Below are 25,937 nucleotides of genomic sequence, written 5' to 3'. Positions count from 1 at the left end.
CACGCAACAGGCGGGCGCCCGACGCATACGGCCCGTTTACGCCGGCGGCCCCGCTTTTTAGAGAATCTTTACGCCCCCGCTGCTAATCTTGAACGTACCTCAACCACCGCTGCAAAGCCACCATGGAACCCCATTCACGCCTGCAAACGCATCAAGCGCATCAAGCACTGCCCCATCGCCATCCCCGTCTGCCCACCTTCCTCATGCATATCACGGTCGACAAAGCCTGCCTGGCCGAGCTGCGCCAACTGGTCGTCAGGACGTGCGGCGGCATGCTGTCGTTCATGCGCGTCGAGGCGGTCGACCATGCCGAACGCATGAAAGTCTGGCTGTGCGTGACGGAACCGGCCCTGCGCCTGACCATGGATGCCGTCATGCACCTGCTGCCGGCCGCGGAATTTGGCCGCATCAGCCAGGGGAAATCGCTATGAACCAGTATGCCTGCGACCACGCGATGTCTTCCTCGCGCATCACCGCGCACTTCCAGGGCATCTGGGTGCCGATGGTCACGCCCTTCCTTGATGGCGATGGCGACATCGACTTCGACGCCGCCCAGCAACTGGCGTGCGAACTGGCCGCCAGCGGCATCGATGGCCTGGTGGTGTGCGGCACCACGGGCGAAGCGGCCATGCTGAGCGCCGCCGAACAGACCATGCTGTTAGATAGCGTGCTCGAAGCCGTCGGTTCCCGCTTTCCCGTCGTGATGGGGATAGGCGGCAGCGATACGCGCAGCGTCGTCTCCGCCGTGCAGCGCTACAACGACCATCCGCTGGCCGGCCTGCTGGTCTCGGCCCCCGCGTATGTGCGCCCTTCGCAGGACGGCATCGTGCGCCACTTCCAGGCCATCGCCGCCGCCACCGACCAGTCCATCGTGCTGTACAACGTGCCGGCCCGCACGGGAGTCAATATCGAACCGCAGACGGCCGCCCTGCTGGCGCGCGACTCGCACTTCGTCGCCATCAAGGAAGCGGGCGGCAAGCTGCAGCAGCTGGGCGAACTGCTGCTCGACACGCGCCTGGACGTGCTGTGCGGCGACGATGCCCTGCTGCTGGCCAGCCTGTCCATGGGCGGCCACGGCGCCATGTCGGCCGCCGCCCAGGTGCGTCCCGACCTGTATGCGCAGCTATATCATCTGGTCAAACAGGGGCGCCACGGCGCTGCCGGCGCCCTGTTCAAGACCATGCTGCCCGTCATTCGCCTGCTGTTTGCGGAACCGAATCCCGCTCCCGTCAAGGCGGCGCTGGCCATGCAGGGCAAGGTGCGCGACATATTGCGCCTGCCGATGACGTCGATGTCTTGCGCCGGCCATGCCGCCCTGGCCGCGGCACTCGAGCCCCTGATGGCACTGCCCGTATGGACAGCCAGCGACAGGGACGCCCCACGCGAAGGCTGTCTGCTGCAGCTGGTCTCCCCTGCCAACATCATGCCAGCCGTGCGCCAAGATGATCATCGCTATCACGGATGAACGCGGGGGGATGGAGAAATCCATCCTGGCCGGGCGGCTGGCCGCCTCCCGCGCGCTGGCCGGACGCAAGGTATTGCTGCTTGATGCCGATCCGCGCCAGGGCGCCATGGCGCAGGCCCGGAACATGCACGACGGCGCCATGCACGGCAGCCTGACGCGGCCGCGCCTGATGGCGCGCGCCATCAGCGCGAAGGGCTTGCAACCGGAGCTCGAGCACCTGGTGCACTGTTACCACGACATCGTCATCGACAGCGAAGGCCGCGACTCCATGGGCAGCCGTTCGGCCCTGATCGCCGCGCGCGTGCTGGTAGTACCGCTCGACGGTGTCGTCAACGACGCAGCGCAGGCAGGCCTGGCACGCCGCATCGCACACGCGCGCAGCGTCAATCCGGGCTTGCGCGTGCTGCTGACAGCGGACGCGCAAACGGCGCCCGCCCATGCCCTGGCCACGCAGATTCCGGCCGCCCGCGTGGTCAGCCTGGGCCAGCTGTACTGCGCCGTTTTCAACCTGCCAGCGTAAGTACGCAAAAAAAAAGGCGGCGCATGCGCCGCCTCTCCTTTCAGTCAATTCAATCCATTAGAACGTCTTGCTGACCGTCAGCTGCAACGCCGTCTTGCCCATGAATTTGCCATTCACGGGCGAGGCATAGGCCGACTTTCCCGCATTTGTGCCGATCACGGCCAGCGCGCCCGAAACAAAGCCGAAGTCGCGCGTGACGCCCACTTTCCAGTCCGTGTAGCTCGATGCATCATTGTTCTTGACCTTCTGGTGGCCCGCGTGCAGGTTGCCGGTCCAGCCGCTCGTCAGGTCGATCGTCGCGCCGATGTCCAGGTAGCCGCTGTTCTTGCTGTTGACGATGCCGAACAGGTTCGAGACAGCGTGCGAATATTTGATGTAGGCGGGACCGTACGACAGCTGGCCGTAGACTTCCTGCGTGTCCGCATCGGCCAGGCCGGCGATGTGCTTCAAGCCATTGTCAGCGTACACATAGGCGAGCACGCCGACGTCATAGCCAACGTCGCTGGTCAACTGGCCGCGCTTGCCCGCATACAGGTCCACTTCCACGTCGCCGCTGCCGCCCGCATCCTTGGTCCACTTGATGGTGGAGGCCCAGGCGCCCGCATACAGGCCCGTCGGATTATTGACATAATCGGCGCCGCCCTGCAGCGCCGGTTTCAAGCGCGTCTGCGAAATGCCGCGGTAGCGGTAGTCGGATACGCCGGCCACGTTGAAACTGACTTCATTGTCCGGCTTGGCCTCGTCCGCGTGGGCCAGGCTGCCCGTAAAGGCTGTGGCGACGGCAAGTGCAAGTAGCATTTTATTCATGGTTTTTCTTCTTCATGGGTGGTATGGGCCTTTGCCAACATGGCGCAGCTGGCCCGCCGCTGCAAAAATTCGCTGCTAAAATTTAAAGTAAAGCGTCCCCCTGGCGCGCGCAGCGCCTGTTTTCAAACGGGGGAAAAGAATCGGTTTAGAGCGGCAGCAGCAAGCGGTAGCCGACGGCCGTTTCCGTCAACAGGTACTGCGGCTGGGCCGGATCGGCTTCCAGCTTCTGGCGCAGATGGCCCATGTAGATGCGCAGGTAGTGGCCGTTTTCACTGTTCGACGGCCCCCACACTTCACGCAGCAGTTGCGGATTGGTGACCACCCTGCCCGCGTTTTTTACCAGCACCGACAACAAGCGGAATTCCGTCGGCGTCATGTGCACCAGCTGCTTGTTGCGCGTCACCAGACGATCCTTCAGGTCGACGCGCACATCGCCAAACTGCACCACGCCATCGTCGCTGGCGGCGGGCTGGCGCTGGCGGCGCAGGGTGGCGCGCACCCGGGCCAGCAGTTCGCCCACGCCAAACGGCTTGGTCAGATAGTCGTCGGCGCCCGCGTCGAGCGCACGGATCTTGTCCTGCTCGTCGACCCGCGCCGACAGCACGATGATGGGAACGGCCGACCATTTGCGGATGTCGGCGATGAAATCGATGCCATCACCATCGGGCAGCCCCAGGTCCAGCACGATCAGGTCGGGCCGGCGCGTGCCGGCATCGATCAGGCCCCGCTGCATGGTGGCGGATTCGAAAATCTGCCAGCCCTCGTCTTCCAGCGCGGCGCGCACGAAGCGGCGGATTTGCGGTTCATCCTCGACCAGCAAGGCGGTGGCGGAAGGTTCGTTCATGTTGGTTTTCCTGTTTCATGGTCGTTGGCGTCATCGAGCTCGATCTCCGGCGGCGCCGGGGGCGTGCCCAGCGGCAGGCTGAAGACGATGGCGGCGCCCTGTCCCGGCGTGTGCGGCTGCGCGTGGATGGTGCCGCCGTGCGCTTCGACGATGGCGCGGCAAATGGCCAGCCCCAACCCGACGCCCGGCTTGTTCGATTCGCGCTCGCCGCGCGTAAATTTTTCAAAGATGGCTTCTTCGCGGCCGGACGGCAAGCCTGGGCCATCATCAAACACCGTCACCTGCAGGAACTGGCCGTGCACCCCGGCCGCGACCGTGATGGTGCTGCCGGCCGGCGTGTACTTGGCCGCGTTTTCCAGCAGGTTGCACAGCACGCGCTCGATCAGCACGGCGTCGTAGCGCACCAGCGGCAAGTCCGGCGCCAGCTGCGTCTGCACGGCATGCTGCTGCAATTGCGGGCCGCTGGCGCGCAGCGCGCTGCCCACCACCTCTTCCAGCGCCTGCCATTGCAGGTTCAGGCGCACCTGGCCGCTTTCAATGCGCGCCATGTCCAGCAAGTTCGCCACCAAGGCGCTCATGCGCACGGTTTCGGACTGCAGCGAGCGCGCCATATCCAGCTGCGCGGGCGACAGCGCAGGCCGGGACAAGGCCAGCGATTCGGCCAGGCCCACCAGCGACGTCAAGGGCGTGCGCAAGTCGTGCGACAGGGCCGCCAGCAGCGAATTGCGCAGCCGTTCGGACTCCATCTGCAGCAGCGCGCCCTGGGCCACGTCGATGTAATGCACGCGTTCGAGGGCGATGGCCGCCAGCGCGGCAAAGGTATCGAGGTGCTGGCGCTGTTCCGGCACCAGCAGCCAGCGCCCGCGCTGCGCGCCCTCGAGCGGCAGCAGCGCCAGCACGCCGCGCGTGCGCATCGGCGCGATCAGCGGCAGGTAGAAAATGGGCGACGCCGGCAAGGTGTCGGTGCCCGTTCCCGCCGCCTGCGCATGGTCGAAGGCCCACTGTGCGATGCCGATATCGAGCGGCTCGCCGCCATTCGGGGCCTGCAAGCTGCCCTCGTCATCGGGCAGCAGCAGGGTGGCGCGCGCGCGGAAAGCCCGTTCGATGGCGCTTTTCGTGATGTCGAAAATCTGCTCCGTCTGCAGCACGCCGGACAGCTCGCGCGAGAATTCATACAGGGCGCGGGCGCGCGCTTCGCGGTGCGAGGCCACGCGCGCCTGGAAACGCAGGCCGGCCGTCAGGTGGCCCGTGATCAGACCCACGGCCAGCATCACGCCAAAGGTAATCACATACTGGAAATCGCCCACGGCAAACGAGAAGCGGGGCGGCACGAAGACGAAATCGAAGCAGGCCACGCCCACCAGGCTGGCCAGCGCCGCCGGTCCGCGTCCCAGGCGCACGGCCACCAGCACCACCGTCAGCAAGGACAGCATGGCGATATTGGCCAGGTCAAGATAAGGCTGCAGCGGTACCGAGGCGAGGGCCGTGGCCAGGCTGGCGCCGGCAGCCAGGATGTAGCGCCAGTGGCGCGAGGTCCGGCGCGGCACCTCCGCATCGTCGCCGACTGCGCGCCGCGGCGCCGCATCGGCTGGCGGCAAGCCCACCTCGATCAAATCGATATCGGGCGCCAGGCTGGCCATGCGCGCCGCCGGCGGTGCCTGCCACAGGCGCGCCAGCGCATTGGCGCGACCACGGCCGACGATGACTTTCGAGATATTCGCGCTGCGCGCATACTCGACCACGGCGCCGGCGATGTCGGCGGACGGCATAACAGCCGTGCGCGCGCCCAGGTCCTGCGCCAGTTTCAGGGTTTTCAAAATGCGCTCGCGCTGGCTCGCCGGCAGGCGCTGCAAACGCGGCGTTTCCACGTACAGCGCATGCCATTCCGCATTCAGCTGGCTGGCCAGGCGCGCCGTGCTGCGGATCACGTGTTCGCCACCCGCATGCGGCCCCACGCAGGCCAGCAGCGCGGCGCCCGTCTTCCACACGGGATTGATGGACTTCTCGACGCGGTAGGCTTGCACGTCATCCTGCACCCGGTCCGCCGTGCGGCGCAAGGCCAGTTCGCGCAGGGCGATCAAATTACCCTTGCGGAAAAAATGCTGGGACGCCCGCTCGGCCTGCAGCGGCTGATACACCTTGCCCTGCTTCAGGCGGCGCAGCAGTTCATCGGCGGGAATATCGACCAGCACCACTTCATCGGCGCGGTCGAACACCGTATCGGGCAGGGTTTCGGCCACGCGCACGCCGGTAATCCCCCCCACCACGTCATTGAGGCTTTCCAGGTGCTGCACGTTGACGGTCGACAGCACGTCGATGCCGGCCGCCAGCAATTCCTCGACATCCTGCCAGCGCTTCGGATGGCGCGAACCGGCCACGTTCGAGTGGGCCAGTTCATCCATCAATATCAGCGGCGGCGCGCGCCGCAGCGCTTCGTCAAGGTCGAACTCGAACAGGGTCTTGCCCCGGTACTCGATCGCTTTTAGCGGAAGCACGGGCAAGCCGTCCAGCTGGGCCGCCGTATCCTGGCGCCCATGCGTCTCCACCACGCCCACCAGCAAGTCCTGTCCATCGGCCAGCAATTTGCGCGCGGCGGCCAGCATCGCATAAGTCTTGCCGACGCCGGCCGAGGCGCCAAAGTAAATACGCAGCCGGCCGCGCGCGGCTTTCTTTTCCTGCGCCTGCACTTGCGCCAGCAGGGTGTCAGGGTCGGGGCGTTGGCTGTCGTTGGGGAGCATGGGCATCTTTTAATGTCAAAACCAGGGGCAAAACCGGCGGCTCCGCCCCTGCATCATCTTACTTCGCGGCCGCATCGAGCGCCAGATTCAGTTCCAGCACATTCACGCGTGGTTCGCCGAAAAAGCCGATATACGCGGTTTTCTGCACCTTGGCGATGGCGTTTTCCACCTGCGCCAGCGGCACGGCGCGCACGCGGGCCACGCGTGGCGCCTGGTACAGGGCGCCCGCCAGGCTGATTTCCGGATCCAGGCCGCTGCTCGACGCCGTCACCAGATCGACGGGGATGGCGCGCGTATTGCCAGGGTCAACTTCCTTCAGGGCGGCGATGCGCGCCTTGACGGCGTCCACCAGGGCTGGATTGGTCGGTCCCTGGTTCGAACCGCCCGAGCCGGCACCGTTATTGGCCATCGGCGCGGTGGCCGATGGCCGGCCCCAGAAATACTTGGGCGAGGTGAATGACTGGCCGATCAGAGTCGAGCCGACGGGCTTTCCACCACGCTCGACGATGCTGCCGTTGACTTCATCGTTGAAAGCCAGCTGCCCGATGCCGGCCGTGGCAAATGGATAGACGACGCCGCAGATCACGGTCAGCGCGGCAAACAGGACCAGGGCGGGACGTACGATAGTGCTCATGATGGTTCCTTTAGACTAAATTGAGTGCGGACAGCAGCATATCGATCAGCTTGATCCCGATGAAGGGCAGGACGATGCCGCCCAGGCCGTAGATCAGCAGGTTGCGGCGCAACAGGCTGGCCGCGCCGATGGCCCGGTATTGCACACCTTTCAGCGCCAATGGAATCAGCACGACGATGATCAAGGCATTGAAGATCACGGCCGACATGATGGCCGACGCAGGGCTGGCCAGGTGCATGATGTCGAGCGCCTTCAATTGCGGATAGGTACCCACGAAGGCGGCCGGGATGATGGCAAAGTACTTGGCGATATCGTTCGAAATCGAGAACGTCGTCAGCGAGCCGCGCGTCATCAGCATCTGCTTGCCGATTTCAACGATCTCCAGCAGCTTGGTCGGGTTCGAATCCAGGTCGACCATGTTGCCTGCCTCCTTTGCCGCCTGCGTGCCCGAGTTCATGGCCACGGCTACGTCGGCCTGCGCCAGCGCCGGCGCATCGTTGGTGCCGTCGCCCGTCATCGCCACCAGGCGGCCTTCGGCCTGGTAGCTGCGGATCAGTTTCAGCTTGTCTTCCGGCGTCGCTTCGGCGAGGAAATCGTCCACGCCCGCTTCGGCGGCAATCGCCGCAGCCGTCAGCTTGTTGTCGCCCGTGATCATGACGGTCTTGATGCCCATGCGGCGCAATTCCGCGAAGCGCTCCTTGATGCCGCCCTTGACGATATCCTTCAGCTCCACGGCGCCCATCACGCGGCCATCGTCGACCACCACCAGCGGCGTGCTGCCGCGGCGCGCGATGTCGTCGACGGCGCGCCCCACCTCGGCCGGATACGGCTGGCCCAGCGCTTCCACATACTTTTTCATGGAGTCGGCCGCGCCCTTGCGCAGCTGGCGCACTTGCTGCTCGCCCGGGATATCCACGCCGCTCATGCGCGTTTGCGCCGTGAAGGGCACGAAGGTGGCGTGCAGGCTGGCCATTTCGCGTTCGCGGATATTGAACTTCTGCTTGGCCAGCACGACGATGCTGCGCCCTTCCGGCGTTTCATCGGCCAGCGAGGCCAGCTGCGCCGCATCGGCCAACTGCTGCTCCGTCACACCGGGCGCCGGCACGAAGCTCGACGCCTGGCGATTGCCCAGGGTAATGGTGCCCGTTTTATCGAGCAGCAGCACGTCCACGTCGCCTGCCGCTTCCACGGCGCGGCCCGACGTGGCGATCACATTCGCCTGCATCATGCGGCTCATGCCGGCCACGCCGATGGCGGACAACAAACCGCCGATGGTGGTCGGGATCAAACACACGAGCAGCGCGATCAGCACGGTGATCGTCACCGGCGTGCCAGTGCCGGCCGCCGCCACGGAAAACAGCGAATACGGCAGCAGGGTCACGGTGACGATCAGGAACACGATCGACAGGGCCACCAGTAAAATCGTCAGGGCGATCTCATTCGGCGTCTTCTGGCGCTTGGCGCCTTCCACCATGGCGATCATGCGGTCGATGAACGCTTCACCGGGGTTGACGGAGACGCGCACCAGCAGCCAGTCCGACAGCACGCGGGTGCCGCCCGTGACGGCGGAAAAGTCGCCGCCCGATTCGCGGATGACGGGCGCCGATTCGCCCGTGATGGCGCTTTCGTCGACGGAGGCCACGCCGGCCGTCACTTCGCCGTCGGCGGGAATCACGTCGCCCGCCTCGACCAGCACCGTCATGCCCTTGCGCAGGTCGGTGGCCGGCGTGGGTAGCCAGGAAGTGCCGTATTTCGGCGTCTGCATTTTCTTTGCCATCACCGTTTGCTTGAGGGCGCGCAGCGAGGCCGCCTGCGCCTTGCTGCGGCCTTCGGCCAGCGCTTCGGCGAAATTCGCGAACAGCACGGTAAACCACAGCCACACGGCGACGGCGAGGATGAAGCCGAACGGCGCTTCACCTTGGCCATTCAGGGCCTGGATGGCCAGCAGGGTCGTGATGATGCTGCCTACATAGACGACGAACATCACGGGGCTGCGCCACTGCGTGCGGGGATCGAGTTTTTTGAACGCATCGACGACAGCGGGGCCGATCAGTGCGGAATCGAACAAAGTCAGGCTTGTGCGTGACATGGTAGCCTCTTATTTGATGAAAAGTTGCAGGTGTTCGACGATCGGGCCCAGGGCCAGCGCGGGAACGTAATTCAATACGCCGACCAGCACGACAACGCCGATCAGCAAGCCGATGAACATGGGGCCGTGCGTGGGCATGGTGCCGGCATTGGCCGACAGGCGCTGCTTGGCCGCCAGCGACCCGGCCACCGCCAGCACGGGCACGATCACGCCGAAGCGGCCGAACCACATGGCGATCGCCAGCATCACGTTGTAGAACGGTGTGTTGGCGGACAAGCCGGCAAACGCGCTGCCGTTGTTGTTGGCTGCCGACGTGAAGGCGTAGAGGATTTCCGAGAAGCCGTGCGCGCCCGGATTGGCCACGCCGATCTTGCCCGGTTCGACCATCACGGCGATCGCCGTGCCCGTCAATACGAGGGCTGGCGTAATCAGGATGGCCAGCGAGACCATCTTCATTTCATAGGCCTGGATTTTCTTGCCCAGGTACTCGGGTGTGCGGCCTATCATCAGGCCGGCGATGAAGACGGCCAGGATGGCGAACATCAGCATGCCGTACAGACCCGTGCCCACGCCGCCGAAGATCACTTCGCCGAACTGCATCAGCAGCAGCGGCACCATGCCGCCCAGGGGCATGTAGGAATCGTGCATGGAATTGACGGCGCCGCACGATGCCGCCGTCGTCACCGCCGCGAACAGGGTCGAGGAGCTGATGCCGAAACGCGTTTCCTTGCCTTCCATATTGCCGCCCGATTGCAGGCTGCTGGCCTGCTGGTCCACGCCCAGTGCCTGCAAGGCGGGATTGGCTTGCTGCTCGGCGCTCATCACGCCGGCCGTCATGACGACGAAGATCAGGGTCATGGCGGCCAGTACGGCCCAGCCCTGGCGCAGGTCGCCCACCATGCGGCCAAACGTGAAGCACAGGCCGGCGGGAATGATGAAAATGGCCAGCATCTGCAGGAAGTTCGACAGCACGGTCGGATTTTCATACGGGTGCGAGGAATTGGCATTGAAGAAGCCGCCGCCATTCGTGCCCAGCAGCTTGATCGATTCCTGCGACGCGACGGGACCCATGGCGATCGTCTGCGTGGTCGCCACTTGCGCTTCCATCACGGGCTTGCCGGCCGTATCGAGCACGGGCTGGCCGTCGGCCGTCACCTTCGGCGTTTCATAGGCCACGTGGTCGAGCAGGGTCACTTCCTTGTAGGCGGAAAAATTCTGGATCATGCCTTCGCCCATGAAGACGACGGACAGGGCCAGGGACAGCGGCAACAGGATGTACAGGGTGGAGCGCACCAGGTCGACCCAGAAATTGCCGATCGATTTGCCCGAGCGCGAGGCAAAGCCGCGCACCAGCGCGAAGATCACGGCGATGCCGGTGGCAGCCGAGAAGAAGTTCTGGCACGCCATGCCCAGCATCTGGGTCAGATAGCTCATGGTCTGTTCGCCGCCATAGCCTTGCCAGTTGGTATTGGCGACGAAGCTGACGGTGGTATTGAACGAGGAATCGGGGCTGACGGCGCCCAGGCCCTGTGGATTCAACGGTAAAAAGCCCTGCAGGCGCTGCAGGCCGTAGACGAAGACGGCGCCCACGGTATTGAAAACGATCAGGGCGATGGCATAGCTTTTCCAGCCCATGGCCTTGTCGGCGGGCAGGCCGGACCAGCGGTACAGCAGGTTTTCCAGCTTTTGCAGCCAGCCCAGGCCGCGCACGGGGGCATCGCCGGCCACTTTGGCCATGTACAGGCCCAGCGGATAGCCGGCGGCCAGCAGCACGGCCAGGAAGGCCACCAACAACAGTATCGATTGCGTCGTCATCACAGTTCCTCCGCCTTCAGCAGCGCCACCAGCAGGTACACGAGCAGGCCAGCCGAGACGACGGCGCCCAGCACATAAAACGCGTTCATTTGACGCTCCCTAATTTGTCGCAGGCGACGGCAAAGCCGGCCGCCAGGACGAAAAACACGGCAATCAAGCCGAGATACACGAGATCCATTCCCACCCTCATTCAGGTTTGTTTTGATAGTGAGCAGATTAGCCAAAAGGGTCTAAAAAATTCGTAAAGACTGGGGAGGCAGCTGTAAACAAGATGTAAAAACGGGCGCTTTACCGCATAAAATCCTTCACAATGGGCGCCAAACCACGCGCGCGGCGCACTGTTGTTGCCTTGGAGTAGCGCTATTGCTCGCGGGACAAGATAGAATGCGCGAGCGTCCGCACAAGGACGCCAAGCCTGCCGCACTGCCCTCCCACAGTGACGCTGGACGGAATATACTGTATATTCATACAGTTATCGCCGCCGCTGTCATTGCGCCCCGCAGTGCCCTGGCCTGGCGTTCCAACCACTGTCTTTACTTAGCTTGAACACGTATGGCCACTAAAAAACCAGCATCCGACTACAGCGAATCATCCATCCGTGTCCTGAAAGGACTGGAACCCGTCAAGCAGCGCCCGGGGATGTATACCCGCACTGAAAATCCGCTGCACATCATTCAGGAAGTGATCGACAATGCCTCCGACGAGGCGCTGGGCGGTCATTGCACGCATATCGCCGTCACGCAAAACACGGATGGCAGCATCACCGTCGAAGACAATGGCCGCGGCATTCCTGTCGGCCTGCACCCGGAAGAAGGCGTGCCGACGGTGGAAATCGTGTTTACACGGCTGCACGCGGGCGGCAAGTTCGACAAGGGTTCTGGCGGCGCCTATGCATTCTCGGGCGGCTTGCATGGCGTCGGCGTATCCGTCACCAATGCACTATCGACGCGCCTGGAAATCACCGTCTGGCGCAAGGAAAGCGACGGCAATGGCCTGCACCACATGGTGTTTGCGAATGGCGATGTGATCGAGCCCTTGACTTCCCGCCCTGCCCCGCGCGACGGCAAGAAATCGGGCACACGCGTCACCGCCTGGCCCGATGCGAAATATTTTGATTCGCCGAATATCTCGCAAACGGAGCTGCAACGCCTGCTGCGCTCGAAAGCCGTGCTGCTGCCAGGCGTCACCGTCACCCTCACCAACGCGAAAACCGGCGACACGCAGACGTGGCAGTATGCGGAAGGCTTGCGCGGCTACCTGACCGAAACGCTGGCGCAGGTATCGAATGGCGAAACCCTGATTCCCCTGTTCGAAGGCGCGCAGTACGCTGGCCCGGATTCGGAAGGCTTTGCCGAAGGCGAAGGCGCGGCCTGGGTGGTCGCGTGGACGGAAGAAGGCGCCATCGTGCGCGAATCGTATGTCAACCTGATCCCCACCTCGAATGGCGGCACGCACGAATCGGGTTTGCGCGACGGCCTGTTCGGCGCCGTGAAAAACTTCGTCGAAATGCACTCGCTGCTGCCGAAAGGCGTGAAGCTGCTGCCGGAAGACGTGTTCGCGCGCGCCTCGTTCGTGCTGTCGGCCAAGGTGCTGGACCCGCAATTCCAGGGCCAGATCAAGGAACGCCTGAATTCGCGCGACGCCGTGCGCCTCGTCTCCACGTTCACCAAGCCGCCGCTGGAACTGTGGCTGAACCAGCACGTCGATTACGGCAAGAAGCTGGCCGATCTCGTGATCAAGCAGGCGCAGTCGCGCCAGCGTTCACTGCAAAAAGTGGAAAAGAAAAAATCCTCGGGCGTCGCCGTCCTTCCCGGCAAGCTGACCGACTGCGAATCGTCGGACATTACCCGCAATGAACTGTTCCTCGTCGAGGGTGACTCGGCGGGCGGTTCGGCCAAGATGGGCCGCGACAAGGAATTCCAGGCGATCCTGCCCCTGCGCGGCAAGGTCTTGAATTCGTGGGAAACGGACCGCGACCGCCTGTTCGCCAATAACGAGATCCACGACATCGCCGTGGCCATCGGCGTCGATCCGCACAGCGTGGGCGATACACCCGACCTGTCGGGCCTACGCTACGGCAAAATCTGCATCCTGTCCGATGCAGACGTGGACGGCTCGCACATCCAGGTACTGCTGCTGACCTTATTCTTCAAGCACTTCCCGGTCCTGATCAACAAGGGCCACATCTGCATCGCCCGCCCGCCCTTGTACCGCGTGGATGCACCGGCGCGCGGCAAGAAGCCGATGCAGAAAATCTATGCGCTCGACGACGGCGAACTGGTCGCCATCGAGGACAAGCTGCGCAAGGAAGGCGTGAAACAGGGCGCCTGGTCGATCTCGCGCTTCAAGGGTCTGGGCGAGATGAACGCCGAGCAGCTGTGGGAAACGACGATGAACCCGGACACGCGCCGTTTGCTGCCCGTCACGCTCGGGGAAATCGACCACATGGCCTCGGCCTCGCGCTTCAATATGTTGATGGGCAAGGGCGAAGCGGCCGGACGCCGCGCCTGGATCGAAGAACACGGCAATGAGGCGGAGGCAGATATCTGATGATCATCGGCATCGACCTGGGCACCACCAACAGCCTGGTCGCCATCTGGCGCGACGGCAAGGCTTCCATCATCCCGAATGCGCTCGGTGAACACCTGACGCCATCGTGCGTCAGCATCGATGACGACGGCACCGTGCTGGTGGGCCGCGCCGCGCGCGAGCGCCTGCAGACGCACCCGCAGCTGACGGCCGCCGTCTTCAAACGCTACATGGGCAGTGAAAAAAAGATCACCCTCGGCACGCAGCAATTCCGTCCGGAAGAGCTGTCGTCGATGGTGCTGCGCGCGCTGAAGGAAGATGCCGAAGCCTACCTCGGCCACAAGATCGAGGAAGCCATCATCACCGTGCCCGCGTATTTCAGCGATGCGCAGCGCAAGGCCACGCGCATCGCCGGCCAGCTGGCGGGCTTGCGCGTGGAGCGCCTGCTCAACGAGCCGACGGCCGCCGCGCTGGCCTACGGCATCCGCGACAAGGAACAGGAAAGCAAATTCCTCGTCTTCGACCTGGGCGGTGGCACGTTCGACGTGTCGATCCTGGAATTGTTCGAAGGCGTGATGGAAGTGCGCGCCTCGGCCGGCGACAATTTTTTGGGCGGCGAAGACTTCGTCACCGTGCTGGTCGACGCCTTCCTGGAAGGCAGCGGCTTGCGCGATGCGGCCGGCAGCCGCCTGTTCGACCCACGCCAGCAGCAGTTGCTGCGCGATGAAGCCGAACGCGTCAAGCGCTTGCTGTCGGACCAGCCGTCCGTGCGCATGGCCACGCGCTACCAGGACAAGGAATACAGCTGGGAGATCAGCGAAGACAAACTGGCGCAGCTGTGCGAGCCCCTGCTGGCCCGCTTGCGCCTGCCCGTGGAGCGGGCACTGCGCGACGCCACCATCCGCGCTGCGGAACTCAATGAAGTAGTGCTGGCCGGCGGCGCCACGCGCATGCCGCTGGTGCGCAAACTCGTCTCGCGCATGTTCGGCCGCTTCCCCGCCATCCACCTCGACCCGGATGAAGCCGTGGCGCTGGGCGCCGCCGTGCAGGCGGGCCTCAAGATGCGCGACGCGGCCCTCGACGAAGTGGTCATGACGGACGTGGCGCCGTACTCGCTGGGTATTTCGATTTCGCGCCAGGTTGGCGCGAACCAGTATGAAGGCGGGCATTACCTGCCCATCATCGAGCGCAATTCCGTGGTACCCGTCTCGCGCACGGAAAACATCACCACCATCCACGACAACCAGAAGGAAATCAACGTGGCGATCTTCCAGGGCGAGTCGCGCCTGGTGGCCGACAATGTCTTCCTCGGCAAGATCAGCTTCCCGATCCCCGCGAAAAAGGCGGGCGAGATCGGCATCGACGTGCGCTTCACCTACGACGTCAGCGGCGTGCTGGAAGCGGAAGTGACGGTGCTGGCCACGCAGGAACGCCACAAGATGATTATCAGCGACAACGCGGGCGTGATGACGCCGGAACAGATCGAGCAGCGCTTTGCGGAACTGGCCGACCTGAAGATCCATCCGCGCGAGCAGATGGAAAATCGTACCCTGGTCACCCGCGCCGACCGGCTGTACGAACAGTCGCTGGGCGACGTGCGCCAGTACCTGGCCGCGCACACGGCCAATTTCCAGGCCGCGCTGGAAACGCAGGACCCGAATACCATCCGCAAGGCGCGCCAGGCATTGGATGACGTGCTGCGCCAGGTCGAGAGCGAGAGCTTCCTGTAGATGGACGGCGGCATGGACAACGGACAGCGCAGCCTGTGGGCAATCCTGGGCACGGAGCCGACGGGCGACGAGCGCGCCCTCAAGCGCGCGTACGCGAAGCGCCTGAAGGTGACGCGTCCAGAAGACGATCCGGCCGCCTTCCAGGAGCTGCGCGAAGCGTATGAATACGCGCTGCGCCATGCGCACCTGTTTGCCGCCGAATTTCCGGAACCGCAAGCGGCAGCGGTAGAAACGCCGCCCATGGAAACGGCCGAGCTGTGGGGCGTCATTGACGAACCCGCGCGGGAGGCGCAGGAACCGCAGGAACCGCCTGCGGAACTGTGGGGCATCATTGCCCGGGAACCCGCACCGCCACCGGAACTATGGGGCGTGGTCGCCATCGATCCGGCGCAGGAAGCGGCCAACCTGTGGCAAGGCTGCCTGGCGCTGACGCGGCACGCGGATGCCGGCGACGTGCTGGCCCGCATACTGCAGGACGACGCCATGCTCAACCTCGATGTGCGCGAGGAATTCGACTTGTGCGCGCTGCGCTACTGTGCCAGCGCCGGGTATGACCTGGTGCTGCGCCAGGCCCTGTTCGAGCAGCTGGGCTGGGACCGTGATTTTTCCTACCTGGCGCGCAGCCATGGGGACCTGGTGCGCACTGCCGTGCAGCGCTACCGGGCCGACCGTTCGTTCGCCCATTTCAGCGACAACCGCGACAGCTACCCGGGCCTGGACTGCATCATGTCGCAGCAACCGCCATCGGCCTATGCGCGCCAGCTGTTCGACCAAAAATTCACGCTGCAGTTGCGCGAGCTGCTGCACGCGATACGCTGGCAGCACGGCGAGATGCTGGCCTGGAAGCTCGATACGGACCTGTTCGAACGATGGGAACAGGCCGTCCATGCCAAGCGCTACTTCAAGCAAACGGCGCTGGCCTCGGGCGGCCTCGGTTTCGTGCTGCACTTCATGCTCGCGGGCGTGCTCGATGCTGCCGGCTTCAAGCTCGGCGACACAGCGGCCTATGCCAGCCTGCTGGGCTTTCAGGCCCTCGCCTTTTCCCTGCTGGCCATGCATGCCTTGCGCTGGCCAATGCCGCTGTTCGCGCGCCTGGAATCGCTGCAAGAAGCGCTGCAGGACCGCCTGCCCATTCTGTGGCAGCGGCCCGGCTTGCGGCAACTGGGCTGGATCGCACCCTACCTCGTGCTGGCACTGCTGCTGTTCCTGCCCGAGCGCAGCGAGACCATGCGCCTCGTCACCGCCGCCGGCTTGTGCGCGTCGGCCCTGCTCGCGTATGCGATGAACCGCCAGCTGCTGCATGGCATGCTGCTGCTCCTGTGTCTGGGCCTGTCGCTGTTCGCCGCCATGTTCATGAGCGGCAAAGGCCCGTCGGCGCTGGCCATCGGCGAGGCCATGCCATTGATATTTTGCCTGGCGGCGCTGGCTCTGCGCTGCGCCACCGGCCTGTATGGAGATGGCGGCTTCCCCGAGGCGCTCTTGCCCCGCCTGCGCGCGGCATGGCTGATCGGCTGCGCGGGCTTGCTGTCGCTACTGTATGTGCAGCAGCTGCCGGCCGCCCTCATCGGCGCCGCGCTGTATGCCTGGTCGTGCGCCGGCTTGCTGTTTTCCCCCACCGATTTCAAATGGAAGACGATCTGGCCGGTGGTGCTGGTGCCGTCCCTTGCCAGCGTCGTGCTGGCCGGCCACGCCCCGGCCATCCGCGCCATGCCGATGATGCATCACAGCGTCGAGCTGGCCCTGGCTGTGCTGTATTTCACCCTGCGCTATATGTATCTGACATACGGCAAGTCCTTTTCCAAATCACGGCTGTCATAATCAGCCCCACGAATTCAACCGCAACCACTTAACACCGAAACAAGCGCCATGTCCACACAAACCAATTTATTTGACGATGCCCAGCCTGAGCCGATCGAGCCGGATGAACCGGTATTCGACGGCGAAGCGCTGACCCTGTCCACCTTTGCCGAGCGCGCCTATCTCGATTACGCCATCTCCGTCGTCAAGGGCCGCGCCCTGCCCGACGTGTGCGACGGCCAGAAACCCGTGCAGCGCCGCATCCTGTATGCGATGAACGAGCTGGGACTCAACTCCACGGCGAAGCCCCGCAAATCGGCGGCCGTGGTCGGCGACGTGCTCGGTAAATTGCATCCGCACGGCGACCAGTCCGTGTACGACGCGCTGGTGCGCATGGCGCAGGATTTCTCGCTGCGCTACCCGCTGATCGATGGCCAGGGCAACTTCGGCTCGCGCGACGGCGATGGCGCGGCGGCCATGCGTTACACGGAAGCGCGCCTGACCCCGATCGCCAAGCTGCTGATGGACGAAATCGGCATGGGCACGGTGGACTTCCAGCCCAACTACGACGGTTCGACGGAAGAACCGAAGCTGCTGCCGGCGCGCCTGCCGATGGTGCTGCTCAATGGCGCCTCCGGCATCGCCGTGGGCCTGGCAACGGAAATCCCGTCGCACAACCTGGCGGAAGTGGCGAAAGCGGCTGTCGCCATGATCCGCGATCCGAAGATGACGCACGCGGAGCTGATGGCCATCATTCCCGGCCCCGACTTCCCCGGCGGCGGCCAGATCATCACCCCATCGTCGCAAATCCAGGACATGTATGCGAGCGGTCGTGGCAGCATGAAGGTACGCGCACGCTGGAAGATCGAGGAACTGGCGCGCGGCCAGTGGCAAGCCGTCGTGACGGAACTGCCGCCGGGCACCTCATCGCAAAAAGTGCTGGAAGAAATCGAGGAACTGACGAATCCGAAGATCAAGCTGGGCAAGAAGGCGCTGTCGCCGGACCAGGTGGCCCTGAAGGCGCTGATCCTCAATTCGCTCGACACCATCCGTGACGAATCGGGCCGTGCAGCACCCGTGCGTCTCGTATTCGAACCGAAGTCGAAGAACCAGGACCAGACGGAATTCATGCTGATGCTGCTGGCGCATACATCGCTGGAATCATCGACCTCGATCAACCTGGTGATGATCGGCGGCGATGGCCGTCCGCGCCAAAAAGGGCTAGGCGACATCCTGCGCGAGTGGATCGACTTCCGCTTCGAGACCGTCACGCGCCGCACCGGCTACAAACTGGGCAAGGTCAAGGACCGCATCCATATCCTGGAAGGGCGCGAAGCGATCCTGCTCAATATCGACAAGGTGATCCAGATCATCCGCAATTCGGATGAGCCGAAAGCGGCCCTGATCGAAGCGTTCAAACTGTCCGAACGCCAGGCCGACGACATCCTGGAAATCCGCTTGCGTCAGCTGGCGCGCCTGGAAACGATCAAGATCCAGCAAGAGCTGGCCGAACTGCGCAAGGAAGAAAAGTCCCTGCAAGACCTGCTCGACAACCCGGGCTCGATGAAGCGCGCCGTCATCCGCGAAATCGAAGCGGATGCCAAGCAGTTCGGCGACGCGCGACGCACCCTGATCGAAGAAGCGCAAAAAGCCGTGGCGGAACAGAAGGTGGTCGATGAACCGGTCACCGTCATCATTTCGGAAAAAGGCTGGGTGCGCGCACGTACCGGCATCGGCCACGATGCGGCGCAGTTCACGTTCAAGGCGGGCGACTCCCTGCATGGCGCCTTCGAGTGCCGCACGGTCGACACCCTGCTGGGCTTTGGCAACAACGGCAAGATTTACTCGGTTCCCGTCTCCGCGCTGCCCAACGCGCGCGGCGACGGCGTGCCGATCACGACCTTGTGCGACCTGAGCGGCGGTACGCCCGGCAACGCCGTACGCATCCTGCATTACTTTGCGGGCAATGGCGCCACCAATTTGCTGCTGGCGTCGAGCGCAGGCTACGGCTTCATCGCCAAGGCGGGCGACATGACGAGCCGTCTGAAAGGCGGCAAGGCCTTCATCACCCTGGACGATGGCGACGTGCCTTTGGCGCCGAAAGTCATCCCCGAGGCGGCCAGCGCCCTGGCCTGCCTGACGGAAGGCGCGCGCCTGCTGGTGTTCGGTCTCGATGAAATGAAAACCCTGTCCAAGGGCGGCACCGGCGTCAAGCTGATCGACCTCGATGCGAAAGACAAGCTGCTGGCCGTGCAGCCGATCACCCAGCGCGGCGTGGTGGTCTCGGGCATCGGCCGGGCCTCGAAACCGCAGGATGCGTCGCTGGGCGCCACGGCCCTGGCCGAGCACTTCGGCAAGCGCGCGAAAAAGGGCAAGGCGCTGGCGGCCAAGCTGAAACCGGTGTCGATGGCGGCCATTGGCTGACCGGCATCGCGCCACACGAAAAGACAGGTTCGCCTGTCTTTTTTTTCGCCTGTCGCAGCGGACAAAATAGTTTTACAGATAGTTTTGCAGATACGCGCCGCGTTTTCGTTATCCCTGCAGGCATGCCACCGGCGTGCCGCCCACAGACAGGAGAGCAACGATGACAAACAAGGTTTCAGGCAGGCTGCCATGCAGCGCCTGACCCCGGCCGAGCGGCTGGTGGCGGCCATGGCGGCCGAAGGCTTGCCGTATAAAAGCATCGCCAGGGAACTGGGCAAGTCGCCGGCCACCGTACGCAATCAGCTGCATGCGATTTACCAGAAACTGGGCGTGGGCAACCGCACGGCGCTCGCATACAAACTGCGCGGTCACCCTTGATGCCGCGACAGGCGCAGCACGTCGGGCGTCGCTTCGACGATATCGATCACGTCCTGCGCTCCTGCGCCATCACCGAGCGCATAGCGGCCCATGCCCAGGGGCCGCAGCCGGGTGACGGGGCCGGCACGGGGACGGTCGTCGGGGCCGGGCGCCATGGACGTCAAGGTCGCCTCCCCTTGCGCCGTGGCGCCGGCGGGCGCGCCGAACTCCAGCACCTTGCGCCCCTTGCGGCTGGGCGGAAAGGTGAACGTGGCCGTGGGCCGGTACACCTCGATACCGTCCGCATCCTCCTCGAACGAGTGCGTCCAGCTGCCGCTGGGCAGTGCCGTTGTCATGCCGTGCATGCCGCCTCCCGTTGAACCATTGACGTCAGAAACACGATACCACGCCGCCCAGGTTTTCATAGCCAGTCACGGACGGTGACCAGGCCGTGCCGTTCCACGCCTTGTGGAACAGGGCGCCATTCGTGCCCGTGACAAACACGTCGAGGCGGTTCGGCGCCCAGGCCGTGGTGCGCGGACGCGAGGTGCAGATACCGCCCAGGTTTTCAAAGCCCGTCACGGAGGGCGACCAGGCAGATCCATTCCACGCCTTATGGTACAGGGCGCTGTCCGTGCCAATGACGAACAGGTCGAGCCGGTTCGGTCCCCACGACACGGCTTCCACCTCGCCCACGCAAACGCCGCCCAGACGCTCGAAGCCGTCGATGGACGGCCCCCATTTCGAGCCATCCCACCACTTGTGGTACAGCGCGCCATCGGTGCCCGTGACGAAGACGTCGAGCCGGTTCGGTCCCCACGCCACGGCTTTCGGAGACGAGGTGCAGATGCCGCCCAAACGCTCGTAGCCCGTCAGCGACGGTCCCCAGGCCGTGCCGTTCCACCACTTGTGGTACAGGGCCCGGTCCGTGCCGACGACGAAGACATCGAGGCGGTTCGGTCCCCACGCCACGGCTTCCGGCTGGCCCAGGCAAATACCGCCCATGGCTTCATACCCCGTCAGCGACGGCCCCCAGGCGGCCCCGTTCCACCACTTGTGATACAGGCCGCGGTCCGTGCCGACGACAAACACGTCGAGGCGGTTCGGTCCCCAGGCCACAGCGCGCGGGTCGCCCACGCACAAGCCGCCCATGGCTTCGTAACCGGTCAGGGACGGTCCCCAGGCCGTGCCGTTCCACCATTTGTGGAACAAGCCGCTGTCGGTGCCCGTGACGAATACGTCGAGCCGGTTCGGCGCCCACGACACCACTTGTGGCGCGCTGGTACAGATGCCGCCCTGCCCCTCGTAGCCGGTGACGGATGGCGCCCAGGCCGTGCCATTCCAGGCCTTGTGGTACAGCGCGCGATCCGTGCCCACCACGAAGACGTCGAGGCGGTTCGCGCCCCAGGCCACGACGGGAGAGGAGCTCTGGCGCGGCGTGGCGCCTGCGCCCGTGCCTCCCGTGCCGATGCTGGCGCGCGGGCCATCAAGGCAAGCCTGCATGCGCGCCACCTGGCCGGCCGTGAACATGAACATGGCGGGATCGTCGACGTAATCCATGTAGTTCATGAACATGTCGCCATTCGGCCCGTTATTGCACGACACCTGGGGAAACGAGGGCTGGCCCGTGTTCGGCCCGCCCTGGTTCGGCGTGTCGGCCACGTTGTCCGTGCCCGAGCACCCGGTGCCGTCGTCGCCCCAGATATGGTTCAGATTCAGCCAGTGGCCAATTTCATGCGTGGCCGTGCGCCCCAGGTGAAACGGCGGCGCCGCCGTGCCTGTCGTGCCAAAGGCCGATTGCAGGATCACCACGCCGTCGGTCGCGGCCGGGCCGCCGGGAAACTGCGCATAACCCAGCAAGCCGCCACCGAGCTGGCAGACCCAGATATTCAGGTAGCTGTCGGCCGGCCAGGCATCCATGCCGCCCGTCGCCTGCGACTTGACGGCATCGTCCGCGCCAAAGGACGTCACCGTCGTCTGGCGTCGCTCGACGCCGCTGGTGGCCGCGCCATGCGGATCGGTCGTGGCCAGCGCGAACTCCACGCGCGCATCGGCCGTCAGCGGCAGGAACGGCGCCGGCGTGCTGTTGACGTCCGGGTTGACGCGGCGGAAGTCACGGTTCAGCACATCGATCTGGCTGGCGATCTGCGCATCCGAAATATTCTGCGCAGCCGTATTCCACACCACGTGCACGACCACCGGGATGTGCGTCACGCCGGCACGGCCGGCACTGCTGGCATCGCCCTCGTACAACCCGGCCAGGTTTTCGATATCGGCGCGCACGTTCGCATACGATGGGTCTTCGGTCAGCAGGCGCCGATGCACGTCCATCGTGGCGCAGGTGCGCGTCCGCGGCGTGCCGCCGCCCTGCCCCCCATCACCGCCATTGCCTCCGCTACCATCGCCGCCCATGCCGCCACCACCGATCTGCATGCAACTGGCGCCCGCCATGCCTTGCGGCGTCTGCTGCATGCCGCCACCACCCGGCATGGCGCCGGTATCCGCGACGGCCACGCCCTGGGTGAGCGCCGCCTGGTCGGCATATGACACGCCCAGGCGCAGCCCCGGCATCGCGTCGCCGCCCGCCGCATCGGCGCCAGCCTGCATGTCGCCCTCGACCGGCATGGACTGCGTGGCGGACATGGCTGGCGCGCCTTCCGCCGAACCGGTGGCCGGTGTTTTTTTCGTTTTAGCGGTGCTCATGATGTCTCCTTCGTCTGTTTGCCAGTTCACTATGGCACGGCGAAAAGAGGAGCATTTGCGCCAGATCAAGACTGGCAAGCGTCGCCAGGGAAAAGTGCTGGACGAAAAAAAAGACAGCCGAAGCTGTCTTTTGGGCTTGCAGGCCGTGGCCCGCAAACAGGGAATTACTTGGCGGCGGCGGCCTTGACTTCAGCGTCGGCCTTGGCCTTGGCTTCTTCCGTCTTGGTGGCGGCGATGGCTTTATCGGCGTTCGCTTCCACTTTTTCCTTGGCGACCTTGGCGTCCGCTTTCACGGCGGTTTTGCCCGCTTTCGCATCGGCCTTGGCGGCAGCCTTGTCAGCCTTTGCTTGTACCTTCATCTTGTCTTCCGGATCGGCATCGACCACTTTGTCGTGGGCCTTGGCCTTGGTTTTATTCGCCTTGTGCTGGGCATCGGCTTTCTTTTCGTCAGCCTTCATTTCAGCCTTGGCGACATTGGCGTCAGCCTTGGCATCGACTTTGGCTTCCTTGTTGGCAGCCTTGTTGATGTCATGCTGCGCAGACGCCTGGGCGCTGGCAACGGCTGGGGTAACTGGCGTTTGCGCGATGGCAGCGGTGGCAAACAGGGTAGCGATCAGGGCGGCGAGTAATTTGTTCATGATGAGACCTTTCAATATGGTTTAATTTTATTCTTACTAAAGGCGGGCAAAATGTTCAAAATTTGCCAGGCATCGCGCTGTTTCTTGATGTAGCGCAATGGCATGACTTCATAGTAAAGATAACGGGCAAACCACACAGTGCGTTAGCGCACTCAACGGGAAATATATGCATTTCGGCAAACTTCCCATCGAGCGCTGCCGTAAGCGTCAGGACCTCATGCACCCACGGCCAGCGCCGCATGGCGGGCAGCCACCCACTCCTCGTTGGCCGGCTCCACGCCCACCACGATACGGCTGCTGTCGCTGGAAATACGGCTGGCATTGCGCGCATTCGCCTCCCCGTCGAGCGCGGGGCCGATGAATCCCAGCTCGGCGCAGATGCGCTGGCGCAGCTCAGCGCTGTGCTCGCCGATACCGGCCGTAAACACCAGCATGTCCAGTCCACCCAGCACAGCCGTCAGGGCGCCGATCTCGCGCACGATGCGGCGGATATACAAGGCCAGCGCGGCGCGGATGCGCTCACCCGTGGCGTCCTGCCGGTCCTGCTGCGCCAGCAAGACGGGTGGGTCGGCCGACACGCCCGACACGCCCAGCAAGCCCGACTCGTGGTACAGCACATGCGCCACTTTTTCCAGCGACAGCTTTTCGATTTCCATCAGGTAGATGACGGCGCCCGGATCGAGCGAACCGCAGCGCGTGCCCATCATCAGGCCATCGAGCGCGGAAAAGCCCATGGTGGTGGCCACGCTGTGCAAATTCTCCATGGCGCACAGGCTGGCGCCGCTACCCAGGTGAGCCACGATGACCTTGCCGCGCGCGACCGCGCCAAAACGCTGCTCCAGCACCAGCGACTGGTATTCATACGACAGGCCGTGGAAGCCGTAGCGGCGCAAGCCCCGCTCCCACGCATCGTAAGGCAGGGCCAGCATCTGCTCGACCTGCGGCACCGTGTGGTGGAAGGCCGTGTCGAAGCACGCCACCTGGGCGATGTCGGGCCGCGATTCGAGCAGCACCTCGATCGCTTCCAGCGCGAACGGCTGGTGCAGGGGCGCCAGCGGCACATAACTTTTCAGGTCGGCCAGCACCTTGAAATCGATGCGTACGGGGGCGAAATACTTGCTGCCGCCATGCACCACGCGGTGCGCCACGGCGCGCAGCGGACGCCCGGCCAGCTGCGCCACCACTTGCGCGCGGATGTATTCGAGCGCCGCATGATGGGGTTGCGCCGGATCGAGCTGCAAGGCGATTGCCGGCAGGCCGCCGGCGCGGTAGGTGGCGTTTTCGCGGCCGATGCCTTCGACCTTGCCGCTCCATTGCGCCTGCTGCGGCAGCACGCCGCCCGCCTGCTCAAACAGGGCGAACTTGATGCTCGACGAGCCGCAATTGAGCACCAGGATCAGGGTGCCATCGGCATGTTGGACTGCTGCGTTCATGGCGGCGTGCTCCGGTAATGGTTGGCCAGCATCACGGCGATGGCGCACGAGGCGATGCGGCTGGCGCGCGAGTCCGCGCGGCTGGTGAGAATGACGGGGATTTTCGCGCCCAGCACGATGCCGGCGCTGTCCGCGTCGCCCATGTATTCGAGCTGCTTGGCCAGCATGTTGCCGCTTTCCAGATCGGGCACGAGCAAGATGTCGGCGCGGCCCGCCACTTCCGAGACGATGCCCTTGACGGTGGCGGCGGCGATCGACACGGCATTGTCAAAAGCCAGCGGGCCGTCGAGAATCGCCCCCGTGATCTGGCCGCGGTCGGCCATCTTGCACAGCGCGGCCGCGTCCAGCGTGGCCGGCATGTCGGCGTTCACCGTTTCCACGGCGGCCAGGATGGCCACGCGCGGGCAGGCCACGCCGATCACGTGCGCCAGGTCGATGGCGTTGCGCACGATGTCGGCCTTCATGGCCAGGTTGGGCGCGATATTGATGGCCGCGTCCGTAATGATGAAGGGGCGCGGATACGCGGGTGTCTGCATCAGGAAGCAGTGGCTGATGCGGCGCTTGGTGCGCAGGCCGGCGCTGGCGGCAAGCACGGCCGACATCAGTTCATCCGTGTGCAGGCTGCCCTTCATCAAGGCTTCCACTTCGCCCTTGCCTGCCAGTTCGGCGCCGCGCGCGGCGGCGGCATGGCTATGCTCGACGTCCTCGATGGCGATGCCTTCCAGGCTCAGGCCCGCTTCCAGCGCCACGGCTTCCAGGCGCGCGCGCGGCGCCACCAGCACGGGCGTGATCAGGCCGGCCGCATGCGCGTCGAGCGCGCCCGACAGGCTCAGTTCATCGCAGGGGTGGATCACGGCCACCCTGATCGGACCCAGGGTGCGCGCATGTTCCAGCAGGCGGCGCGTGCCGTCGCCGTTATGCAGGCGTACTTCGGGGAGGGTGGCGCGCTTGCGTTCGATCTGCTCGGCGGGCGCGATCACCTGCGCCTCGCCATCGAGCACCACGGCGCCGTGCTGGTTGACGCAGCGGCAAGCCAGGGTCACGTGGCGGCTGCGCGGCTCGAGCGCCGTCACGGTGACGCTGATGGCCAGCGTATCGCCCACGCGCACTGGCTGCAAAAAGCGCAGGGTCTGGCCCGTGTAGACGGTGCCTGCGCCGGGCAGGCGCGTGCCCAGCACGGCGGAAATGAGGGCCGCGCCCCACATGCCGTGCGCGATCACGCCCTCGTAACGGGTGGCGGCGGCAAATTCCGTATCGAGGTGCTGCGGGTTGTCGTCGCCCGACATCACCGCGAACAGGGCGATGTCGTCCATGCTCAGGGTGCGCGTGATGCTGGCGGTGTCGCCGATGGCGATCTGGTCGAAGGTGCGGTTGCGTACGATATTCAGATCATCGTCTTGGGTAGTAGTCATCG

General features: G+C 64.6%; 20 protein-coding genes. 8 read left to right on the top strand and 12 right to left on the bottom strand.

Annotated elements, in window-relative coordinates; genetic code table 11:
• Nucleotides 1-122 precede the first annotated feature (122 nt).
• The 3 genes from SJI03_RS02155 to SJI03_RS02145 are packed head-to-tail and all read left to right on the top strand — an operon-like array spanning nt 123 to nt 1,985.
• The gene (locus tag SJI03_RS02155) at nt 123-431 is read left to right on the top strand and encodes a hypothetical protein (RefSeq protein ID WP_322426105.1); all 309 of its coding nucleotides are present in this window, start codon (nt 123-125) and stop codon (nt 429-431) included.
• Nucleotides 428-1,465: a 4-hydroxy-tetrahydrodipicolinate synthase gene (gene dapA / locus SJI03_RS02150; RefSeq protein WP_322426104.1), complete on the top strand. Its 1,038-nt coding sequence runs from the start codon at nt 428-430 to the stop codon at nt 1,463-1,465. Before SJI03_RS02155 ends, dapA begins: the two co-directional genes overlap by 4 nt.
• A gap of 10 nt (nt 1,466-1,475) precedes the next feature.
• Nucleotides 1,476-1,985 carry a cobyrinic acid ac-diamide synthase gene (locus tag SJI03_RS02145; protein ID WP_322426103.1) on the top strand — a complete coding sequence of 170 codons (510 nt, stop codon included), beginning with the start codon at nt 1,476-1,478 and terminating at the stop codon, nt 1,983-1,985.
• Between the two features lie 57 nt (nt 1,986-2,042).
• Here SJI03_RS02145 and SJI03_RS02140 read toward each other — a convergent pair whose 3' ends face one another.
• From SJI03_RS02140 to kdpF, 7 genes are all read right to left on the bottom strand, one after another.
• Nucleotides 2,043-2,792, bottom strand: coding sequence for a TorF family putative porin (locus SJI03_RS02140; protein ID WP_099376698.1), 750 nt, complete (start codon nt 2,790-2,792; stop codon nt 2,043-2,045).
• 145 nt (nt 2,793-2,937) lie between these two features.
• Nucleotides 2,938-3,636 carry a two-component system response regulator KdpE gene (gene kdpE, locus SJI03_RS02135; protein WP_034746496.1) on the bottom strand — a complete coding sequence of 233 codons (699 nt, stop codon included), beginning with the start codon at nt 3,634-3,636 and terminating at the stop codon, nt 2,938-2,940.
• Nucleotides 3,633-6,374 (bottom strand): DUF4118 domain-containing protein, encoded by a 2,742-nt coding sequence (locus tag SJI03_RS02130; RefSeq protein ID WP_322426101.1) that lies wholly within the window; start codon nt 6,372-6,374, stop codon nt 3,633-3,635. Before SJI03_RS02130 ends, kdpE begins: the two co-directional genes overlap by 4 nt.
• Before the next feature lie 58 nt (nt 6,375-6,432).
• Nucleotides 6,433-7,008 (bottom strand): potassium-transporting ATPase subunit KdpC, encoded by a 576-nt coding sequence (gene kdpC, locus SJI03_RS02125; protein ID WP_099376494.1) that lies wholly within the window; start codon nt 7,006-7,008, stop codon nt 6,433-6,435.
• A 10-nt stretch (nt 7,009-7,018) separates the two neighbouring features.
• Nucleotides 7,019-9,097: a potassium-transporting ATPase subunit KdpB gene (gene kdpB, locus SJI03_RS02120; protein ID WP_322426100.1), complete on the bottom strand. Its 2,079-nt coding sequence runs from the start codon at nt 9,095-9,097 to the stop codon at nt 7,019-7,021.
• Nucleotides 9,098-9,106: 9 nt separating this feature from the next.
• A complete protein-coding gene (gene kdpA, locus SJI03_RS02115) occupies nt 9,107-10,912 on the bottom strand; it encodes a potassium-transporting ATPase subunit KdpA (RefSeq protein ID WP_099376492.1) in 1,806 nt (601 codons plus the stop codon).
• A complete protein-coding gene (kdpF, locus tag SJI03_RS02110; protein WP_034746483.1) occupies nt 10,912-11,001 on the bottom strand; it encodes a K(+)-transporting ATPase subunit F in 90 nt (29 codons plus the stop codon). Before kdpF ends, kdpA begins: the two co-directional genes overlap by 1 nt.
• Nucleotides 11,002-11,464: 463 nt before the next feature.
• Here kdpF and SJI03_RS02105 point away from each other — a divergent pair, with 463 nt between their 5' ends.
• The 5 genes from SJI03_RS02105 to SJI03_RS02085 all read left to right on the top strand — a co-directional run bounded on the left by SJI03_RS02105 (nt 11,465) and on the right by SJI03_RS02085 (nt 19,770).
• Nucleotides 11,465-13,462, top strand: a complete 1,998-nt coding sequence (locus SJI03_RS02105) for a DNA topoisomerase IV subunit B (RefSeq protein ID WP_099376491.1) — start codon at nt 11,465-11,467, stop codon at nt 13,460-13,462.
• Nucleotides 13,462-15,171, top strand: coding sequence for a molecular chaperone HscC (locus SJI03_RS02100; protein ID WP_322426099.1), 1,710 nt, complete (start codon nt 13,462-13,464; stop codon nt 15,169-15,171). Before SJI03_RS02105 ends, SJI03_RS02100 begins: the two co-directional genes overlap by 1 nt.
• A 12-nt stretch (nt 15,172-15,183) precedes the next feature.
• Nucleotides 15,184-16,989 carry a J domain-containing protein gene (locus tag SJI03_RS02095; protein WP_158301079.1) on the top strand — a complete coding sequence of 602 codons (1,806 nt, stop codon included), beginning with the start codon at nt 15,184-15,186 and terminating at the stop codon, nt 16,987-16,989.
• A 48-nt stretch (nt 16,990-17,037) separates the two neighbouring features.
• The gene (parC, locus tag SJI03_RS02090; RefSeq protein WP_099376488.1) at nt 17,038-19,392 is read left to right on the top strand and encodes a DNA topoisomerase IV subunit A; all 2,355 of its coding nucleotides are present in this window, start codon (nt 17,038-17,040) and stop codon (nt 19,390-19,392) included.
• A 189-nt stretch (nt 19,393-19,581) separates the two neighbouring features.
• On the top strand, nt 19,582-19,770 hold the full coding sequence (locus SJI03_RS02085; protein WP_099376487.1) for a helix-turn-helix domain-containing protein: 189 nt from the start codon (nt 19,582-19,584) through the stop codon (nt 19,768-19,770).
• Here the strand turns inward: SJI03_RS02085 and SJI03_RS02080 are convergent.
• From SJI03_RS02080 to SJI03_RS02060, 5 genes are all read right to left on the bottom strand, one after another.
• Nucleotides 19,761-20,114, bottom strand: coding sequence for a hypothetical protein (locus SJI03_RS02080; RefSeq protein ID WP_158301078.1), 354 nt, complete (start codon nt 20,112-20,114; stop codon nt 19,761-19,763). The genes SJI03_RS02085 and SJI03_RS02080 overlap by 10 nt on opposite strands.
• A gap of 25 nt (nt 20,115-20,139) precedes the next feature.
• Complete coding sequence (locus tag SJI03_RS02075; RefSeq protein ID WP_322426098.1) at nt 20,140-22,452, bottom strand: M43 family zinc metalloprotease; 2,313 nt, start codon at nt 22,450-22,452, stop codon at nt 20,140-20,142.
• A gap of 164 nt (nt 22,453-22,616) precedes the next feature.
• Nucleotides 22,617-23,090, bottom strand: coding sequence for a hypothetical protein (locus SJI03_RS02070; RefSeq protein ID WP_322426097.1), 474 nt, complete (start codon nt 23,088-23,090; stop codon nt 22,617-22,619).
• A 215-nt stretch (nt 23,091-23,305) separates the two neighbouring features.
• A complete protein-coding gene (locus SJI03_RS02065; RefSeq protein WP_322426096.1) occupies nt 23,306-24,523 on the bottom strand; it encodes an acetate/propionate family kinase in 1,218 nt (405 codons plus the stop codon).
• The gene (locus tag SJI03_RS02060; protein WP_322426095.1) at nt 24,520-25,935 is read right to left on the bottom strand and encodes a bifunctional enoyl-CoA hydratase/phosphate acetyltransferase; all 1,416 of its coding nucleotides are present in this window, start codon (nt 25,933-25,935) and stop codon (nt 24,520-24,522) included. The genes SJI03_RS02065 and SJI03_RS02060 overlap by 4 nt, the downstream gene beginning before the upstream one ends.
• Nucleotides 25,936-25,937: the final 2 nt, after the last annotated feature.

Origin of the sequence: Janthinobacterium sp. GMG1 (assembly GCF_034427795.1) — a bacterium.
Lineage (GTDB): Bacteria > Pseudomonadota > Gammaproteobacteria > Burkholderiales > Burkholderiaceae_D > Janthinobacterium.
Note: the sequence above shows the minus strand (reverse complement) of the source record. Positions and strands in the feature narration are given on the sequence as shown.

What these genes read in the sequence shown, in the direction of transcription:
- kdpE (WP_034746496.1), bottom strand. Translation starts at nt 3,636, where the DNA reads ATGAACGAACCTTCCGCCACCGCCTTGCTGGTCGAGGATGAACCGCAA.
- SJI03_RS02100 (WP_322426099.1), top strand. Translation starts at nt 13,462, where the DNA reads ATGATCATCGGCATCGACCTGGGCACCACCAACAGCCTGGTCGCCATC.
- SJI03_RS02140 (WP_099376698.1), bottom strand. Translation starts at nt 2,792, where the DNA reads ATGAATAAAATGCTACTTGCACTTGCCGTCGCCACAGCCTTTACGGGC.
- kdpF (WP_034746483.1), bottom strand. Translation starts at nt 11,001, where the DNA reads ATGAACGCGTTTTATGTGCTGGGCGCCGTCGTCTCGGCTGGCCTGCTC.
- SJI03_RS02095 (WP_158301079.1), top strand. Translation starts at nt 15,184, where the DNA reads ATGGACAACGGACAGCGCAGCCTGTGGGCAATCCTGGGCACGGAGCCG.
- SJI03_RS02060 (WP_322426095.1), bottom strand. Translation starts at nt 25,935, where the DNA reads ATGACTACTACCCAAGACGATGATCTGAATATCGTACGCAACCGCACC.
- SJI03_RS02130 (WP_322426101.1), bottom strand. Translation starts at nt 6,374, where the DNA reads ATGCTCCCCAACGACAGCCAACGCCCCGACCCTGACACCCTGCTGGCG.
- dapA (WP_322426104.1), top strand. Translation starts at nt 428, where the DNA reads ATGAACCAGTATGCCTGCGACCACGCGATGTCTTCCTCGCGCATCACC.
- SJI03_RS02085 (WP_099376487.1), top strand. Translation starts at nt 19,582, where the DNA reads ATGCAGCGCCTGACCCCGGCCGAGCGGCTGGTGGCGGCCATGGCGGCC.
- SJI03_RS02155 (WP_322426105.1), top strand. Translation starts at nt 123, where the DNA reads ATGGAACCCCATTCACGCCTGCAAACGCATCAAGCGCATCAAGCACTG.
- SJI03_RS02070 (WP_322426097.1), bottom strand. Translation starts at nt 23,090, where the DNA reads ATGAACAAATTACTCGCCGCCCTGATCGCTACCCTGTTTGCCACCGCT.
- kdpB (WP_322426100.1), bottom strand. Translation starts at nt 9,097, where the DNA reads ATGTCACGCACAAGCCTGACTTTGTTCGATTCCGCACTGATCGGCCCC.
- SJI03_RS02105 (WP_099376491.1), top strand. Translation starts at nt 11,465, where the DNA reads ATGGCCACTAAAAAACCAGCATCCGACTACAGCGAATCATCCATCCGT.
- SJI03_RS02065 (WP_322426096.1), bottom strand. Translation starts at nt 24,523, where the DNA reads ATGAACGCAGCAGTCCAACATGCCGATGGCACCCTGATCCTGGTGCTC.
- kdpA (WP_099376492.1), bottom strand. Translation starts at nt 10,912, where the DNA reads ATGACGACGCAATCGATACTGTTGTTGGTGGCCTTCCTGGCCGTGCTG.
- SJI03_RS02080 (WP_158301078.1), bottom strand. Translation starts at nt 20,114, where the DNA reads ATGCACGGCATGACAACGGCACTGCCCAGCGGCAGCTGGACGCACTCG.
- kdpC (WP_099376494.1), bottom strand. Translation starts at nt 7,008, where the DNA reads ATGAGCACTATCGTACGTCCCGCCCTGGTCCTGTTTGCCGCGCTGACC.
- SJI03_RS02145 (WP_322426103.1), top strand. Translation starts at nt 1,476, where the DNA reads ATGGAGAAATCCATCCTGGCCGGGCGGCTGGCCGCCTCCCGCGCGCTG.
- parC (WP_099376488.1), top strand. Translation starts at nt 17,038, where the DNA reads ATGTCCACACAAACCAATTTATTTGACGATGCCCAGCCTGAGCCGATC.
- SJI03_RS02075 (WP_322426098.1), bottom strand. Translation starts at nt 22,452, where the DNA reads ATGAGCACCGCTAAAACGAAAAAAACACCGGCCACCGGTTCGGCGGAA.